Source organism: Alloalcanivorax sp. C16-1 (assembly GCF_046507805.1).
GTDB lineage: Bacteria > Pseudomonadota > Gammaproteobacteria > Pseudomonadales > Alcanivoracaceae > Alloalcanivorax.
In genome coordinates this window covers 684260-701487 of the sequence record NZ_JBKFTK010000001.1, presented here as the reverse complement: position 1 = coordinate 701487, position 17228 = coordinate 684260, and the positions used below count along the sequence as shown (strand labels likewise).

The 17228-nt window shown below is 68.1% G+C and carries 16 protein-coding genes; 9 read left to right on the top strand and 7 right to left on the bottom strand.

Translation table 11 applies throughout. The features are described from left to right. Positions 1 to 203 precede the first annotated feature (203 nt). Together ACLD0W_RS03325 and ACLD0W_RS03320 are read left to right on the top strand one after the other, a co-directional pair. Positions 204 to 1118, top strand: a complete 915-nt coding sequence (locus tag ACLD0W_RS03325; protein WP_410306082.1) for a recombination-associated protein RdgC — start codon at positions 204 to 206, stop codon at positions 1116 to 1118. Positions 1119 to 1206: 88 nt separating this feature from the next. Then, entirely contained in the window at positions 1207 to 1599 is a 393-nt protein-coding gene (locus tag ACLD0W_RS03320) for a nuclear transport factor 2 family protein (protein ID WP_410306081.1), read from the top strand. On the opposite strand, the gene ACLD0W_RS03315 is transcribed toward ACLD0W_RS03320, so the two are convergent. The 3 genes from ACLD0W_RS03315 to ACLD0W_RS03305 all read right to left on the bottom strand — a co-directional run bounded on the left by ACLD0W_RS03315 (position 1596) and on the right by ACLD0W_RS03305 (position 4955). Beyond that, positions 1596 to 2723, bottom strand: coding sequence for a zinc-dependent alcohol dehydrogenase family protein (locus ACLD0W_RS03315; RefSeq protein WP_410306080.1), 1128 nt, complete (start codon positions 2721 to 2723; stop codon positions 1596 to 1598). The two genes, ACLD0W_RS03320 and ACLD0W_RS03315, sit on opposite strands and share 4 nt — an antisense overlap. Further along, positions 2720 to 4111 (bottom strand): hypothetical protein, encoded by a 1392-nt coding sequence (locus ACLD0W_RS03310; protein ID WP_410306079.1) that lies wholly within the window; start codon positions 4109 to 4111, stop codon positions 2720 to 2722. The genes ACLD0W_RS03315 and ACLD0W_RS03310 overlap by 4 nt, the downstream gene beginning before the upstream one ends. A gap of 82 nt (positions 4112 to 4193) precedes the next feature. Beyond that, entirely contained in the window at positions 4194 to 4955 is a 762-nt protein-coding gene (locus ACLD0W_RS03305) for a TSUP family transporter (RefSeq protein ID WP_410306078.1), read from the bottom strand. A 116-nt stretch (positions 4956 to 5071) separates the two neighbouring features. On the opposite strand from ACLD0W_RS03305, the gene ACLD0W_RS03300 reads away from it, so the two are divergent. Then, positions 5072 to 5842: a hypothetical protein gene (locus tag ACLD0W_RS03300; protein WP_410306077.1), complete on the top strand. Its 771-nt coding sequence runs from the start codon at positions 5072 to 5074 to the stop codon at positions 5840 to 5842. Between the two features lie 28 nt (positions 5843 to 5870). Continuing rightward, positions 5871 to 6524, top strand: a complete 654-nt coding sequence (locus tag ACLD0W_RS03295) for a hypothetical protein (RefSeq protein ID WP_410306076.1) — start codon at positions 5871 to 5873, stop codon at positions 6522 to 6524. Between the two features lie 10 nt (positions 6525 to 6534). On the opposite strand, the gene ACLD0W_RS03290 is transcribed toward ACLD0W_RS03295, so the two are convergent. Then, the gene (locus ACLD0W_RS03290; RefSeq protein ID WP_410306075.1) at positions 6535 to 9597 is read right to left on the bottom strand and encodes an efflux RND transporter permease subunit; all 3063 of its coding nucleotides are present in this window, start codon (positions 9595 to 9597) and stop codon (positions 6535 to 6537) included. A 3-nt stretch (positions 9598 to 9600) separates the two neighbouring features. Further along, the gene (locus tag ACLD0W_RS03285; protein ID WP_410306074.1) at positions 9601 to 10710 is read right to left on the bottom strand and encodes an efflux RND transporter periplasmic adaptor subunit; all 1110 of its coding nucleotides are present in this window, start codon (positions 10708 to 10710) and stop codon (positions 9601 to 9603) included. 170 nt (positions 10711 to 10880) lie between these two features. Between ACLD0W_RS03285 and ACLD0W_RS03280 the strand changes: the two genes are divergently transcribed. From ACLD0W_RS03280 to alkA, 3 genes are all read left to right on the top strand, one after another. Further along, entirely contained in the window at positions 10881 to 11516 is a 636-nt protein-coding gene (locus ACLD0W_RS03280; RefSeq protein ID WP_410306073.1) for a TetR/AcrR family transcriptional regulator, read from the top strand. A 68-nt stretch (positions 11517 to 11584) separates the two neighbouring features. After that, positions 11585 to 12136, top strand: a complete 552-nt coding sequence (locus tag ACLD0W_RS03275) for a DedA family protein (RefSeq protein WP_410306072.1) — start codon at positions 11585 to 11587, stop codon at positions 12134 to 12136. Between the two features lie 100 nt (positions 12137 to 12236). Continuing rightward, positions 12237 to 13712: a DNA-3-methyladenine glycosylase 2 gene (gene alkA, locus ACLD0W_RS03270; RefSeq protein ID WP_410306071.1), complete on the top strand. Its 1476-nt coding sequence runs from the start codon at positions 12237 to 12239 to the stop codon at positions 13710 to 13712. On the opposite strand, the gene ACLD0W_RS03265 is transcribed toward alkA, so the two are convergent. After that, a complete protein-coding gene (locus tag ACLD0W_RS03265) occupies positions 13676 to 14890 on the bottom strand; it encodes an MFS transporter (protein WP_410306070.1) in 1215 nt (404 codons plus the stop codon). The two genes, alkA and ACLD0W_RS03265, sit on opposite strands and share 37 nt — an antisense overlap. Before the next feature lie 163 nt (positions 14891 to 15053). On the opposite strand from ACLD0W_RS03265, the gene ACLD0W_RS03260 reads away from it, so the two are divergent. Beyond that, complete coding sequence (locus ACLD0W_RS03260) at positions 15054 to 15272, top strand: DUF1653 domain-containing protein (protein WP_410306069.1); 219 nt, start codon at positions 15054 to 15056, stop codon at positions 15270 to 15272. Between the two features lie 37 nt (positions 15273 to 15309). Next, the gene (locus ACLD0W_RS03255; RefSeq protein ID WP_410306801.1) at positions 15310 to 16512 is read left to right on the top strand and encodes a class I SAM-dependent rRNA methyltransferase; all 1203 of its coding nucleotides are present in this window, start codon (positions 15310 to 15312) and stop codon (positions 16510 to 16512) included. Between the two features lie 10 nt (positions 16513 to 16522). Here ACLD0W_RS03255 and ACLD0W_RS03250 read toward each other — a convergent pair whose 3' ends face one another. After that, positions 16523 to 17125, bottom strand: coding sequence for a LysE family translocator (locus ACLD0W_RS03250; RefSeq protein WP_410306068.1), 603 nt, complete (start codon positions 17123 to 17125; stop codon positions 16523 to 16525). Positions 17126 to 17228 lie beyond the last annotated feature (103 nt).

Here is a 17228-nt window from a genome sequence, read left to right as displayed (position 1 = left end):
TTTGCCGTATCCGGGGACGCTGTCAAATCCGGAGGTCCAGGGTGCGGTCGCGGCGGTCGCGCCAGTGTGAAAGGAAACGGGTTCGGCGCCGCAAACTGAATAAGCCCGCTTGACCCACCGCTGGGACGCGCACGGTTTTCTTCCGCGCCCGCCTGGGCTAATGTGGCCGCCCTTTCGTGACAGCCGCTTTCCGGAACCCTGCTATGTGGATCAAGAACCTCACCGTTTTTCTGGGCACCGAACCCTTCAACTGGAGCGCCGCCGAACTGGAGGAGCGCCTGGACGGCAACCGCTGTCCGCCCTGCGGGCGCCAGAGCCCGAGCAGCGAAGGCTTCGTGCCGCCGCTGAAGAACGATGACCGCATGGTGGTGGCCGCCGGCAGCTACTTCTACCTGGTGCACCAGGAGATCGCCCGGCTGCTGCCCGGCCCGGTGATCAAGGAAGAGCTCGACGCCCGGGTGGAGGAAATCCGCGACCGCGAAGGCCGCCCGGTGGGCCGCAAGGAACGGGCCGACCTCAAGGACCAGATCACTTTCGAGCTGCTGCCCCAGGCGTTCACCCGCTCGCGGCGCACCGGCGTGCTGATCGACCCCCAGCGGCGCCGGGTGATGGTGGACTGCGGCTCCGAGAGCCGCGCCGAGCAGGTGGTGTCGGCGCTGCGCAAGGCGCTGGATTCGCTGCCGGTGACCCGCCCCACCGCCGCCAGTGCCACCACCGCCGCGTTCGCCCACTGGCTGCGCGAACCCGGTGCCCTGCCGGAGGGCTTCACCCTCGGCGACCGCTGTGAATTCAAGAACGGCGACGGCGCCAGCGTGCGCATCACCGCCCTCGACCTGGGCCGGGAGGAAATTCTCGCTCACCTGGAAGAGCTGGCGGCGGTGAAGGTGAACCTGTGCTGGAAGGACGAGCTGGAGTTCGATCTGCAACAGGACCTGGCGGTGAAGCGTCTCAAGCCCCTGGACCTGATTCAGGAAAACCTGGACGGCATCAACGCCGAGGACGCCCTGGACGAGATGATGGCGCGCCTGGAGCTGCAGGGCGGCACCCTGCGCGGCGCCCTGGATACCCTGTTCGACTACTTCGAGATCAAGGCGGAAAGCAAACCCGACGCGGCCTAGCGGGGCCGCCGGGGCTGGTCCCGGCGGCGCAAAAGCGATACAGTCCCGGGTTAATGTTTACACTGTAAACACTGACCCGGAGACCGCCATGATTGAACAGACCATAGAACGCTGGCACCGCCTGGTGGACGCCAAGGACGCGGACGCCCTGAACGACATCCTCGCCGACAACGTCACCTTCCACTCCCCGGTGGTGCACACCCCCCAGGAAGGCAAGGCCATCACCCGGATGTACCTGACCGCCGCCCTGCACACGCTCAACAACGAGCACTTTCGTTATGAGCGCGAGATCCTGCAGGGCGACAACGCCATGCTGGAATTCACCACCGTCCTGGACGGCATCCAGCTCAACGGCGTGGACATCATCCACTGCGACGCGGATGGCCGCATCGACGATTTCAAGGTGATGGTGCGCCCGCTCAAAGCGGTCAATAAGATCCACGAAATGATGGGCGCGATGTTGGAGAAGATGAAAGGTTAGTCGAAAACAATCACCTGCCGGATCGCCTCACCCTTGGCCAGCCGCTCGAAGCCCTCGTTGATGTCCTCGAGCTTGAGCCGGTGGGTGAGCAGCTTGTCCACCGGCATCCGGCCGGCCTGGTAGAGGGCCACGTATTCCGGAATATCCAGCGCCGGAACGTGGCCGCCCAGGTAAGAACCCATCAGGGAGCGTTCCTCGGCGACCAGCTGCACCGGGCTCACCGCCAGGCGGGTTTTCGGGTGGGGCAGGCCGGCGGTGACCGTCTTGCCGCCCTTGCCGGTGGCGGCGAAGGCGAATTCCAGGGCCGGGCCGACGCCGGCGAATTCCGCGGCGATGTCCACGCCGCCGCCGCTGATCGCTTTCACCTGCTCCACCGCGTCCTCGTCACCGGAGTTCACCACATGGGTGGCGCCCAGGGATTTGGCCATGTCCAGTTTGTCCTGGGCGATGTCGGCGGCGATCACCTGGCGGGCGCCGCCGGCCACCGCGCCCAGCACCGCGGACAGGCCCACGCCGCCCAGGCCCACCACCAGCACCGACTGACCGGCACGCAGACCGGCGGTGTGCACCACCGCGCCCACCCCGGTAAGCACCGCGCAGCCGAACACGGCGGCGATGTCGAACGGCAGGTCCTTGGGAATCTTCACCGCCGAGCGCCGCGAGGTGACCACGTGCTCGGCGAAGCCGGACACGCCCAGGTGATGGTTCACCGTGGTGTCGCCCTGGTGCAGCCGGCGGCCGCCGCCCAGCAGCACGCCCTCGTTATTGGCCACCGCCCCCGGCGCGCACAGGGCGGCGCGGCCGTCCAGGCAATAGGGGCAGGTGCCGCAGCTGGGCACGAAGGAGAACACCACGTGGTCGCCCACCTCCAGGTCGGTGACGCCGGGGCCCACCTCCATGATCTCGCCGGCGGCCTCGTGGCCCAGCGCCATGGGCAGCGGGCGGGGCCGGTTGCCGTCGATCACCGACAGGTCCGAGTGGCACAGACCGGCGGCGCGCACCCGCACCAGAATCTCGCCGTGCTCGGGAGCGTCCAGCTCCACCTCTTCGATTTTCAGCGGTTGGGATTTGCCGTAGGGGCGCTCGGCGCCCATTTCACGAAGTACTGCCGCGCGGGTTTTCATGGGGTTTCCTCTTCGTTGTTCCGGGAATCAAGGTCCTTGGTGAAGGTCTGGTCGTTCTCGCCGCTGAAGAAATGGCGGCCATAGATCAGGAAGCACAGGGCCACGCCCACCGCGAACGCCCAGGTGGCGCCCTGGGTGGCGAGCACCGCCGCGGTGACACCGGCGATGCCCAGATCGCGCTGGCTGCGCGCTTCGAGAATGCCGATGCGCACGCTCACATAGCCCTGGATCAGCAGGGTCAGCGCCAGCGCCACGCCGAGAATCGGCTCCACCAGGCTGACGATGGGCATCAGAATCAGGCCGGTGTTGGTGCCCCAGCGGAACGAGCCGGCGCCGCCGAAGATCGAGTCCATCGCCTTGCGGCCTTCCTTGAAGCGCTCCACGATCACCACGTGCATGGCCGCCCACAGCGGACCGCACATGGCCACGTCCGGGCCGATGATGCTCATGGTGGCGTTGCGGCCGCCGAAAATCATGTGCGCCCGGTCCGGGTCGTAATCGATCTTCTCGTCGCGGCGGGCTTCGTCCGCCTCGGTGAGCAGCGCCTTGCCCTGCAGCACGTCGCCGAACAACACGATGTAGGCGGCCAGCATGGTGGGCACCGCCTGCAGGAACATCTGTGGCGACGGCAGGCCCAGGCCGAACACCGTGTACTCGGTCCACAGGGTGACGAAGTCCGGCTTGGTGAAGCCCCACTCGATGGTCGGCCAGGGCGCCTCGGCGAACAGCGGCGCGATGACGATGGCCAGGGCGATGATCGGGAAGATGCCGAGCTTACCCAGCAAGCCCCAGAAGCGGTTGCGGTTTTTCAGCCAGGCGAAGTGCCGGGAGAAGATCAGGTAGAAGGCGATGCCGATGGCGATGGAAATGGTCCAGGGGAAGCTTTCGAAACGGCCCCCCACCTTGAACACCGAGATCACCGCGGCGATGCCGGCGCCCATGATGATGCCCGCCTTGATCGCCGGCGGTACCAGGCCCACCACTTTTCTCGACAGCCCGGTGGCGCCCAGGCCGATACAGAACAGGCCCAATAACAGCTGGAAGGCAATCAGTGCGTGCACCCGCTCCGGGCCCTCCGGAAAGGTCTCGCAGTAGACGATCAGCAGCGGAATGGCCGGGGTGATCCAGCCGGGTACCACCGGGTCGCCCAGCAGGTGATGGGCCAGGTAGAGCAGGCCGTTGAGCAACACCACCGCCAGCGCCGCCTCGAAGGGCATCCCCAGCAGTTCGGTCATCAGCGGAATGGCGGCGAGATCCACCGCGCACATCAGCAGCCCCTGGAAGTAATCGGGCCACTCGAATCGGTAATGCAGGAACGGCAGACGGACCTTGAACGGACCCAGGGGCCAGTAGCGTGTCTCGCCGTCCGGACGACGGTAATCGGTCATGAAGGGTTCCCGAGCTGAAATAGTATTTTGAAATTCTGGAAATACTGTAGAGGTCCGGAGGACGGGGTCAACCGTTAGCCGCTCAAGTTTGCACGACGCCGTACAGATAGCGGGCGATCATGGCCAGGCACATCAGCACGATCAGCGGCCGGATCAGGCGCTGGCCGCCGCGCAGCACCGCGTGGGCGCCCAGCCAGGCGCCCAGCATCTGGCCCAGAATCATGGTGGCGCCCACCAGCCACAGCACCTTGCCGCCGATCACGAACAGGGTCAGGGAGGCGACGTTGCTGGCGAAATTGAACGCCTTGGCGTGGGCGGTGGCGGTGATCAGCTCGCGGCCGCGCAGCGCCACCTCCGCCAGCGAGAAGAAGGAGCCGGTGCCGGGCCCGAAGAAGCCGTCGTAGAAGCCGATGGCCGGTACCACGGTGCGTTCGTACAGGGCGCCGCCCAGCCGCGGCGCCCGTTCCACCCGGCCGGCCCCCGGTGTGAGCAGAAAGTACAGAGCGATCACCGCCAGCACCACCGGCACCAGCACTTCCAGCGCGCCGGTGTCGACCACCTGCACCACCACCGTGCCCACGGCGCTGCCGGCCAGGGCCCACAAAAAGGGTCGCCGCACCGCCGCTGGCGAAAAGCGGCGCAGCCGCAGCAGCGTGAAGGTGGCCATGCCCGAGCCGAAGGTGCCCTGCAGCTTGTTGGTGGCCAGCGCCTGCACCGGTGGCAAACCGGCCAGCAGCAGGCCGGGCAGGGTCAGCAGGCCGCCGCCGCCGGCCAGGGTATCGATAAAGCCGGCCAGCAGCGCCAGGCCGCCGAGCAGCAGCAGGGTGGTGAGTTCCAATTCCAAGTCCGTTCCCCGGTTGGGAAGTCAAAGCCGTTAAAGAGTGTAAAGCAGTGCAGCCGGTACGGCGTCATTCGCCGTAGCATGGGGTCTGTTACGGAACAGGATTCAAGGAGGATCCCATGCGTTATTCCCTGGCCCTGGTGGCCACCGGCACCTTGCTGCTGGCCGCCTGCCAACCCCCGGACGAAGACCAGAGCAAAAACAAGACCACCGGCGACGGTGCGCCGATTCAGGAAAGCCAGCCCGGCGACCGGGTCGGCGACGACGCCACCGGCCAGCCGCGGCCCACCGTGGACAGCGCCGGCGCCCCGTCCGCCCAGGACGAGCCGGGCGCCAAGCCGGCGGCGAAGGGCAAGACCGCCACCTACAAGAGCGACGAGTACCGCGTTGAGGTCACCTTTCCGCGCAACCTCAAGGTGGTGAACAGCCGCGCCGGGCGTATCAGCGACACCGACGCGGATCATAACGGCAGTGACCGCCAGAGCCAGTCCAGCGACGATCAGGGAAGTTGGAAGGCGTTCGCCGGCAAGGACGAGGACGGCAAGCGCCTGCTGACTCTGAAGGTGCCTGACCAGCAGGCCCGCTTCCAGCTCGGCGTGAGCCGCTCCACCCAGGGCCTGAGCCATTGCAAGGACCAGCCCACCGGGGCCGCCGGCGACACGGAAACGTCGCGCACCATCGACGATGTGCCGTTCCGTCGTTACGAGGTCACTGAAACCGGCGAGAACGGCTACCGCATGATGCAGGGCTACCGGGCTACTTACGGAGAGGCCTGTTATGCCATCGACCTGATCGCCAGCGGCGAGGGCGACGCTGGTGACGGCGAGGCGCAGAAACAGGCGCTGGAGGATCTGCAGTCGGTGATCGACGGTATCCGCTTCAACAAGTAACGGTGACGTTTCCACGGGAGGATCGACCATGCGCGGCGTTACCGCGACCCTGATGCTGGCGGCCCTGGCCGGGCTGAGCGGCTGTGATGCACCCTCGGCGAGCGGTGGCGGCGGGCACAGCACCGCCGTGGAATCCGGCGCCCCCCAGGCCCGCTACGAAAACGTGGAATACGGCATCGCCGTGGATTACCCGAAGGACGGAGTGGTCCGGGTGGATGACCGGGAGGCCGGCAAGGGCTATTTCAACGAAGGCGGCTGGCGGGTGGGCGTGGGCCCGGACCAGCCCGGCGCCGCCCTGCTGGTGCTGCGGCTGAAAGGCTCCGATGAGATCCGCACCGGTGAATTGCGGCTGGGCGCCAGCCGCGACGAACAGGCGCGGGCGAGCTGCACCGAGCCGGATGCCTGGGCCCGGCCGAACAGCGTCGGCGAAGCGGAGCTGGACGGCGTCGCCTTCACCACCTTCCAGGGCGGCGACGCGGCCATGAACCACAGCCGTCAGGTGCACGCTTGGCGGGCGCTGCGCGACGGCACCTGCTTCGCCATCGATCTGGTGGTGCAGGGCAGCAACGGCCAGGTCTACGACCCGCCCCGGCAGGCGCCGTTCAGCGAAACCCGCGCCTTCAACGACCTCAGCGCCCTGCTCGGCGGCGTCCATTTCATGGACGCCACCGTCCTCCACTGATCGGCCGCGCTCAGGGCGCGGCGTGTTCCTCCTTGACCCGGAACCAGGCGGCGTACAGCGCCGGCAGGAACAGCAGGGTCAGGGCGGTGGCCACGATCAGGCCGCCCATGATCGCCACCGCCATGGGGCCGAAGAAATCGCTCCGCGACAGCGGGATCATGGCCAGCACGGCGGTCAAAGCGGTCAGCGCGATGGGCCGGAAGCGCCGCACCGTGGACTCGATGATGGCATCCCACTGGCTGCGCCCCTGGTCGATGTCCTGCTGAATCTGATCCACCAGAATCACCGAGTTGCGCATGATCATGCCGGCCAGGGCGATGGTGCCGAGCATGGCCACGAAGCCGAACGGCTCACCGAACAGCAGCAGGAACACGGTCACCCCGATCAGCCCCAGCGGCGCGGTGAGGAACACCATGGTGGTCAGCGAGAAGCTGCGCAGCTGTAGCATCAGCAGGGTCAGCACCACCAGAATGAACAGTGGCATGCCGGCGTTCACCGACGCCTGGCCCCGGGCGGACTCTTCCACGGTGCCGCCCACCTCCAGCAGGTAGCCCGGCGGCAGCTCGTCGCGGATGCCGTCGAACTGGGGCCAGATGCGGTCCACCAGCGTGGCCGGCTGCTCATCGCCGTAGACGTCCGCGCGCACCGTCACCGTGGGCAGCCGGTTGCGGTGCCAGATAATGCCTTCCTCGAAGCCGTATTCCAGGGTGGCGATCTGGTTCAGCGGCACGCTGCGGCCGGAGTCGGTCTGCACCGCCAGATTGCCGAGCTGGCCGAGGGCGTGGCGTTCGCGGCTGTCGCCGCGCACTTCCACGTCGATCAGTTCGTTGTCCTCCCGGTACTGGCTCACCACCACCCCGGACAGGGAACTCTGCAGGGCCCGGGACAGGTCGGCGCTGTTCACGCCCAGGGCCCGGGCGCGGGCCTGGTCGATGTCCAGGCGCACCACCTTGCTGGGCTCTTCCCAATCCAGGTGCACGTTGGTCACCTCCGGATTCTCGCGCACCTTGGCGGCCACCTGGCGGGCAATGGCGCGCACCTCGGGAATGTGCTCGCCGGAGACGCGGAACTGGATCGGGTAGCCCACCGGCGGGCCGTTCTCCAGCCGCGAGACCCGGCTGCGCAGGGTGGGGAATTCCTCGCGCAGGGTGTCGATCAGCCAGGCGCGCACTTCCTCCCGTTCCTCGATATTGCGGGTCAGCAGCACGAACTGGGCGAAGCTGGCCGCCGGCAGTTGCTGGTCCAGCGGCAGGTAGAAACGCGGGGAGCCGGCGCCCACGTAGGCCACGTAGTTTTCGATCTTGTCGTGGCCGGCGATCATTTTCTCCAGCCGCCGCGCCTGTTCGTCGGTGGCGGTCAGTGACGCCCCTTCATGGAGCTTCAGGTCCACCATCAGCTCCAGCCGCGCCGACGGCGGGAAGAACTGCTGCGGCACCAGCCGGAACAGGGCCACCGCCGCCATGAAGATCACCACGGTGAGCACGATCACCGTCTTGCGGTAACGCACGCACCACAGCACCAGCCGCCGGAAGCGCTGATAGAAGGGCTTCTGATAAGGGTCGTGCACCTGGCCGCTGTCGTCGCGGCGGGCCAGGTTGGGCAGCAGCTTGTCGCCCAGGTAGGGCACGAACACCACCGCTGTGATCCAGGACACCAGCAACGACAAGGTGACCACCTGGAAGATCGAGCGGGTGTACTCGCCGGTGCCGGATTCCGCCGTGGCGATGGGCAAAAAGCCGGCGGCGGTGATCAGGGTGCCGGTGAGCATCGGGAAGGCGGTGCTGGTCCAGGCGAAGCCGGCGGCCTTGATGCGGCTGAGGCCCTGTTCCATTTTGATCGCCATCATTTCCACGGCGATGATGGCGTCGTCCACCATCAGCCCCAGGGCCAGCACCAGCGCGCCCAGGGAAATCTTGTGCAGGCCGATGTCGAAGTAGTGCATCAGCGCGAAGGTCATGGCCAGCACCAGGGGAATGGACAGCGCCACCACCAGGCCGGTACGCACGCCCAGGGAAAAGAAGCTGACCAGCAGCACGATCACCAGGGCCTCGATCAGCACCTGCACGAACTCGCCCACGCCCTGTTCCACCGCCGCCGGCTGGTCGGACACCTTGCGCAGCTCGAGCCCGGCGGGCAGGGTGTCCTGCAGCCGCTTGAACTCCGCGTCCAGGTGCTCGCCCAGGGCCAGGATGTCGCCGCCGTCCTTCATGGACACCGCCAGGCCGATGGCGTCCTCGCCCATGAAGCGCATGCGCGGCTGCGGCGGATCGCTGAAGCCCCGGTAGACGTGGGCGATGTCGCCCAGCCGCAGGGTGCGGCCATCGGCGCGGATCGGGAAGCGGCGGATTTCGTCCACCGATTCGAACTGGCCGCTGACCCGCAGCCGCACCCGGTCGCTGGGGGTTTCGAAAAAGCCGGCCTCGGCCACGGCGTTCTGGGACTGCAGGGCCTGCTGCACGGCGCCCATGGGAATGCCCAGGGACGCCAGCTTGGTGTTGGAGATTTCCACCCAGATCTTTTCGTCCTGCAGCCCCACCAGCTCCACCTTGCCCACGTCCTTGACGCGTTGCAGGGCCAGCTGCAGCCGGTCGGCGTAATCCTTCATCACCGCGTAGTCGAAACCGGGGCCGGTGAGCGCATAGATGTTGCCGAAGGTGGTGCCGAATTCATCGTTGAAGAACGGGCCCTGGATGTCCCGGGGCAGGGTATGGCGAATGTCGCCGACCTTCTTGCGCACCTGGTACCAGAGGTCCGGGATGTCCCGGGAGTGCATATCGTCGCGGGCCACGAACAGCACCTGGGACTGGCCCGGCCGCGAGAACGAGGTGATGCGGTCGTAGTCGCCGGTCTCCATCAGTTTCTTTTCGATGCGCTCGGTGACCTGCCGCGATACCTCCTTGGCGCTGGCGCCGGGCCACACGGTGTTGATCACCATCACCTTGAAGGTGAAGGGCGGGTCCTCGCTCTGGCCGAGCTGGCTGTAGGACAGGACGCCGAGGGCGCCCAGCAGGATCATCGCGTAGAGCACCAGGGTGCGGTTGCGCAGGGCCCATTCGGAAAGGTTGAAGCGCATCGCTTACTCCCCGTCCGCGCCGTTCAGGTGCACCGGCCGGTTCTGGCGGTCCACCGGTCGCACTTTCTGGCCCTCGCGCAGCACCTGGGTGCCGGCGGCCACCACCCAGGCGTCCGCCGCCAGCCCGTCCAGCACCGGGATGCGCTCGGCGTGGTAGGCACCGGTTTTCACCGGTGTCTTGCGCAGGGTCTGGCTGGCCGGGTCGACCACCCACACATAGGCGTCGCCGTCGTCGGCGGTGACCGCCGCCAGCGGCAGGCTCAGGGTGTCCTCGCCGTTGGCGCCGTGCACCAGTACCCGGGCGCTCTGGCCCAGTTCGGCGCCCACCGGGTCATTGTCGAACGCCACCCGCGCCTCGAAGGTGCGCGACGCCGGGTCCGCCGCCGGCGCCAGTTCGCGGAGGCGGCCCGGGAAGGTGTCGCCGGGGCGTGACCACAGCTCCACGGTGACCTCGTCGCCCACCTGGAAACGGTCCGCGTCCTGCTCGGGCAGATCGATGCGCACCTCCCGGCTGCCGTCCACCGCCAGCACGAACACGGTCTGGCCGGCCGCCACCACCTGGCCGGCCTCCGCCAGCCGCCGGGCGATCACGCCGTTGTCCGGGGCCGCCAGCACCGCGTAGCCGGCCTGGTTGCGGGCCACGTCCATCTGCGCCCGGGCCTGCTTGAGCTGGGCCTCGGCGGCCTGGAAGCGGCTTTCCACGTTGTCGAACTGGGAACCGCTGACCACGCCCCGGTCGAGCAGCGGCCGGTAGCGGTCCAGCTCACTGGCGGCCAGCTGGTGGTCGGCGCGGGCGGAGGCCAGCCGTGCCCGGGCGGCGTCCAGTTCCAGGCCCACGTCCTCGGCGTTCAGTTCCGCCAGCGGCTGGCCCTTCTCCACCCGGTCGCCCACGGTCACCAGGCGGCGGCTGATCTTGCCGCCGATGCGGAACGCCAGCTCCGGCTCGTAGCGGGCACGTACCTCGCCGGGAAAGATGTCCATCAGGCCGTCGGCGCCCTGGGGTTGCACCACCAGGGCCGGGCGCGGCGCCGCCTCCTGGGGTGTTTCCGGGGACGAGCAGGCGGCCAGGGAAAGCGCCAAGGGCAGCACAATCAACAGCGGAGAACGGAACATGTAAACCCCCATAAAAATGGCCGGGAGCCATTTTCAACGTCGCGCGAGCGACGGCCCGGCAGGGTGGCCGCCAGGGACGGCCGGTCATAAAAAACGCGCGGATAGCGCATCGGCAATGCTATACTCGCCAGTATAGTAATTTTATTGAACTTACTGGTCCAGTATTTGATATGTCCGATAACGACACCCAGACAGGTTTGCGCGGCCGGCCCAAGGATCCGGCCAAACGCCAGGCGATTCTGGATGCCGCCAAGACCCTGTTCCTTTCCCAGGGCTTTTCCGGGACCAGCATGGATGCCGTGGCCGCCGACGCGGGGGTTTCCAAACTCACCGTCTACAGTCATTTTTCCGACAAAGTGACCCTGTTCGCCGCCGCCGTGGAGGCCAAGTGCCAGGAGTCGATGCCGTTTCCGATTTTCTCCCTGGAAGCGGACGACCAACTGCCCACGGTGCTGGCGCGCATCGGCCGGGCCTTCATGGAACTGACCAACAGCGACGAGGCCATCCAACTGGAGCGGCTGATGAACAGCCTGGCGGTCCAGGATCCGGAAATGGCGCGGCTGTTTTTCGACGCCGGCCCGGCCAAGACGCTGAGCGAGATGGAACGGTTGCTGATCAAGGCCCGGGACCGGCGCTTGCTGACGCTCCAGGACCCGGTCGCCGCCGCCGAGTTGTTTTTCGGCATGCTGCTGAGCTGCCGGCACATGCAGGTGCTGATCGGCTGCGCCGCGCCGCCGGGCCCGGCCGAATCCGAAGAGCACGTACGCGAAGTGGTGCGGGTTTTCCTGAAAGGCTACGCCCCCTGAACGCCGCGCTTTTGTCCGTGGCGGGAACCGGCTAGGCTGCCGGCTGCGTCTTCTGCCCGAGGCCGGCCATGCTGCAGGACTTTCTCGAACATTTCGGTTACCTCGCCTTGTTTCTCGGCACCTTCTTCGAGGGCGAGGCGGTGTTGGTGCTGGCCGGTTTTCTGGCCTTTCAGGGCTATCTGCGTCTGGAGCTGGTGGTGCTGGTGGCGTTCCTGGGCGCCTGGTCCGGCGACCAGCTCTGGTACACCCTGGGGCGCCGCTATGGGCGCGGGCTGCTGGCGCGCAAACCGCGCTGGGAGCAGCTCGGCGAAAAGGCCCTGGTGCGGCTGCGCCGGCATCCGGACCTGTGGGTGCTGGGTTTCCGCTTCGTCTATGGGCTGCGCACGGTGATGCCGCTGGCGATCGGCGTGTCCGGCTATCCGCCGCGCCGTTTTCTGCTGTTCAATGGGCTGGGCGCGGCGATCTGGGCCTCGGTGCTGGGCCTTGCCGCCTTCCATTTCGGCAACCTTCTGGAAGCCATCCTCGGCGAAGTAAAACGCTACGAGCTATTCGTGCTGGCGGCGCTGCTGGTGCTGGCGGCGCTGTTCTGGCTGTGGCGTCGCTGGCGTCAGCGTCCCTGAAAATGACACCCAGCAGGCGTGATGCAAGTAGTGTGAACAGGCCCTAAGCCGGGTCCGAAAACGGCGAGTGTCCGGCCCCGCCCGGGCGTATCATGCGGGCATGTTCGATGACGATGTCTGCTACCGCGCCCTGAGCGCCCGGGATCCCCGCTTCGATGGCCACTTCTATGTGGCGGTCTCCACCACCGGCGTGTACTGCCGGCCGGTGTGTCCGGCGCGCCTGCCGCGCCGGGCCAATTGCCTGTTCTTCACCAGCGCCGCCGCCGCCGAGGCCCGGGGCTATCGGCCCTGCCTGCGCTGCCGCCCGGAGCTGGCGCCGGGGCTGGCCAGTGTGGATGCCCGCCGGCGGCTGGCGCGGGCCGCCGCCGCCCGCCTGGACGCCGGGCTGGCGGACCAGGACCTGGCCGGTCTGGCCGACGCCCTGGGGGTCAGCGACCGGCACCTGCGGCGCGTGTTCCGGCTGGAATACGGGGTCACGCCGGTGGCCTACGCCCAGACCCAGCGCCTGCTGCTGGCCAAGCGGTTGCTCACCGACACCCGCCTGCCGGTCACCGAGGTGGCGCTGGCGGCCGGGTTCGGCAGCCTGCGCCGCTTCAACGCCCTGTTCCGCCAGCGTTACCGTCTCAAGCCCTCCAGCCTGCGTCGCCCCGGCGGTGCCGGTGACGCCGACAGCTTTACCCTGCGGCTGGCCTATCGCCCGCCCTATGATTGGCCGGCGCTGCGGGATTTTCTCGGCCAGCGCGCCATCGCCGGGGTGGAAAGCGTGGAGGACGGCGTCTACCGGCGCACCGTGGCGCTGCGGCGGCGGGACCACGGCTATCGGGGCTGGCTGGCGGTGGCGCCGGTGAAAGGCCGCGATCAGCTGGCGGTGACCCTGTCCGCGTCCCTGGCCGGGGCGGTGCCGGAGGTGCTGGCGCGGCTGCGCCCTCTGTTCGACCTGGACTGCCAGCCGACCGAGGTGGCCGCCGCCCTGGGGCCGTTGATCGAGGCCCACCCGGGCCTGCGGGTGCCCGGCGCCTTCGACGGGTTCGAGGCGGCGGTGCGCGCGGTGCTGGGCCAGCAGATCACGGTGCGTGCCGCCCAGACCCTGGCCGGCCGGGTGGCGGCGGCCCTGGGCGAGCCCCTGGAAACGCCGTTCGCGGCGCTTACCCACACCTTCCCGGACGCCGCCACCGTGGCCGCCACCGACGCCGATACCCTGGGCGGGCTGGGCATTCTGCGCAGCCGCGTGGGCGCGATCCGGGCGCTGGCCTCGGCCTGTGACCGCGGCGAACTGACGCTGGCGCCGGGGGCGCCGGTGGAGGACACCCTGGCGGCGCTGAAAGCATTGCCGGGCATCGGCGACTGGACCGCGCACTATCTGGCCCTGCGCGCGCTGTCCTGGCCGGACGCCTTTCCGGCCGCCGACTACGGCGTGCTCAAGGCGCTTGGTGAGCGCTCACCGGCGCGGGCCCGGCGCCACGCCGAGGCCTGGCGGCCCTGGCGGGCCTACGCGGTGATGGCGCTGTGGCGGAACCTGGCGATGCAGGACACGGCGGCTCAGTCCGCGCAGGGCACCGGCAGCGGCGGGCGCTGATGGCGGCGACTGTAGGCGCTGAGCAGCACGCCGATGACCATGGCCACGCAGCTCAGCGCGAACACCAGCCGGAAGCCGTCGCGCCATTCGATCAGCGGCCCCGCCAGGGCCGGCCCCAGTAGCTGCCCCACCGCGTAGAACAGGGTCACGAAGCTCACCGCCACCGGCGCCCGGTGGGCCGGTACCGTTTCGGTGGACGCGGCCAGCACGGTGGAGAACATGCCCGCCGCGCACAGCCCCATCAGCAGAAAATGGGCGCCGAACGCCCAGGTCACCGGATGCAGCACCGGGATGACGGTGGCCAGCAGCGACAGCCCCATGGACAGCATCAGACCGTTGGCGTAGCCGAGCCGGTCGGAGAGCCAGCCCCAGGCCGGCCCGGCGAACACCGACAGCATGCCCATGGCGGAGACCAGATGGCCGGCGGTGCGCGCCGGTGTGTCCGCGGCCAGCGCGTAGCTGTACATAAAAGTGCTTTGCACGATAAAGGTGAGCCCCAGCACGCCGTACACCAGCCCCACGATCACCACATGGGGATTACGGAAGATCGGTGCGTCCGGCTCGCCCAGGGCCGAGGCGGTGTCCGCCGCCAGCGGACGCGGCGGGTTACGCAGAAACAGGGCCACCAGCACGGTGACCAGCACGCCGCCGCCGGCGAACAGCAGCCAGACCTGGCGCCAGCCGTGGCCACTGGTCTCGGTGAGCGGCGGCGCCAGGGCGCCGATCAGCAGCATGCCGATGCCCACGCCGCTGTTGACGAAGCCGATCACCGCGCCACGTCGTTGCGGGTAGGTGTTGGCGAGCAGCGAGATCAGCGGCGTATAGCCAAAGGCGGTGCCCATGCCGAGCAGCACCATCAGCACCAGAGCCATGCCATAGCGGGTGGTCTGGCTCAGTCCCAGAAAGCCGGCGATCACCAGTACCAGCCCCAGCAGCACCGAGGTCTTGCCGCCAAAGCGGGCGGCGAACACCCCGGCCACCATCACCAGCAACAGATAGCCCAGGGCATTGGCGGTGCTCAGGTTGGCGGCCTGACCGTAGCTCAGCTGCAGCCCTTCGCGCATGGCCGGCAGCACCAGCCCGTAGCTGAGCCGGGCGAACACCAGCAGCACCACGATGCAGGCGGCGCCGGTGGACACCATCAGAAAAAACGGCGGACGACGGTCAAGGAAGCGCATGGCGGACGTGCCCTGATTTTTGTTATGAGACCCGGCAGTGTACTCCGGCCCCGGCGACGGGCATACCCACAGGTATGTGGAAAGATTCCAGACTTTCGCGCCCCGCCGGCCGGCGCCGGCTGGTATGCTGGGCGCCCTTGTCTTCCACCCTCTGGAGAACCCCATGGACAGCCCACGCCCCGGCCGCTACCGGCATTTCAAGGGCAACGAGTACCAGGTGCTGGGCACCGCCACCCATTCGGAAACCGGTGAGGCCCTGGTGGTCTACCGGCCCCTGTACGGCGACGGCGACCTGTGGGTGCGACCGCTGGCCATGTTCCAGGAAACCGTGCTGCGCGATGGCCAGGAACGCCCGCGCTTCGCCTTTGTCGCCGACCATTGAGTGCCCTAAAATGCCCGTTTTGCGTGAGCCCACCACCATGTCCGAGTCGATCCCCGTCCTGCGCCTGCGAAAGAACGAAGAGCGCCGCCTCAAGGCCGGCCACGATTGGATCTATGCCAATGAGGTGGACACCGGGGAAACCCCGGTGAAAAGCCTGCCGGCCGGGGCCGCCGCCCGGGTCGAGGATTCCCGTGGCAAACCCCTGGGGCGGGCGCTGCTGAGCCCCAACTCGCTGATCGTCGGCCGTCTTTACAGCCGCGACCCGGAACAGGAACCCAGCCGCAGCTTCTTCAAAAAACGCATCGAGCAGGCCCTGGCCCTGCGCGAGACACTGTTCGACGCGCCCGGCTACCGGCTGGTGCACGGCGAGGCCGACGGCCTGCCCGGGCTGGTGGTGGACCGCTACGACGACACCCTGGTGCTGCAGGCCGGCACCGCCGGCATGGAAGCGCACCTGGACACGGTGGTCTCGGCCCTGGACGCGCTGCTGTCACCCACCAACATCGTGGTGCGCAACGAAGCCGGCGTCCGCGAGCTGGAGGATCTGCCGCTCTACACCCGGGCGCTCAAGGGCGAGGTGCCGGAGTCGGTGACCCTGAGTGAGAACGGCGGCCGCTTCACCGCGCCGCTGCGTGAAGGCCAGAAGACCGGCTGGTTCTTCGATCACCGCGCCGCCCGTGCACGCATGGCGCCGCTGGCCAAGGATGCCCGGGTGCTGGACGTGTTCGCCTACTGCGGTGGTTGGGGCGTGCAGGCGGCGCTGGCCGGCGCCCGTGAAGTGACCGGCGTGGACAGTTCCGGGCTGGCCCTGGATTACATGCACCGCAACGCGGAACTGAACGGCGTGGGTGACCGGCTGCGCACCCTGGAGGGCGACGCGGTGGCGGCCATGAAGGAACTGATCGCCGACGGCGAAAAGTTCGACCTGGTGATCCTGGATCCGCCGGCGTTCATTAAACGGCGCAAGGATTTCAAGAATGGCCTGGCCGGCTACCACGCCATCAACGAACTGGCGGTGCGGCTGGTGAAGCCCGGCGGCTATCTGATCTCCGCGTCCTGCTCCATGCACCTGCCCGCCGACAAACTGCTGGACGTGATGCGCGCCTCCGCGCGGCACATCGACCGTGGCCTGCAGATCATCGGGCAGGAAGGGCAGGGGCCGGACCATCCGGTGCAACCGGCGATGCCGGAAACCGCCTATCTGAAGAGCTGGTTCGGGCGGTTGCTGTTCCGATTTTAAGGCCGCGTTTCTATACCCAGACGATGACCGCGATCACCGCCAGCACGATGGCGCTGGCCCGCTCCACGCGACCTTGGTGTCGGCGCAGGGCGGCCAGTACCGGCCCCCGCGCCAGGGTCAGCGCCACCAGGCTGTACCAGCCCCCGTCGATGACCACCGCCGTGGCCGCCACCTGCACCCGGGCCAGGGTGCCCATGCCGGCGTCGATGAACTGGCTGAACAGGGCCAGGAAAAACAGCGCCACCTTGGGATTCAGAAACGCGATCAGAAAGCCGTCCCGGGCCGGCCGCGCGCCGTTGCTTGCCGGTCCGTGGTCCGCCGCCGCGCCGGCCTGGTGCCAGGTCTTCCAGGCCATCCACAACAGGAACAGGGAGCCGGCCAGGCGGATGCCGGTTTCCAGGGACGGAAAGCGGTGCAACACCACCGCCAATCCGGCCACGGTGGCGGCGGCATAGACGCCGATGCCCAGCGCGTGGGCCAGGGCGGTGCGCACCCCGGCCCGGGCCGAGCCGTGCAGGGTGTGATGCAGCACCATGGCCAGGCTGGCCCCCGGCGTCATCGCACCCAGGGCGCAAACCCCGGCCAGTAACAGCCACTCCTGAATTGTCAGCATCGATCTTCCCCCGCCGTGAAGCGTGGCATTGCACGTCAGCACGTGCTCGCCGTCAACGCCCGTGCGAAGAAACGCTTACATAAAAACACCAAAAATTCCCCAC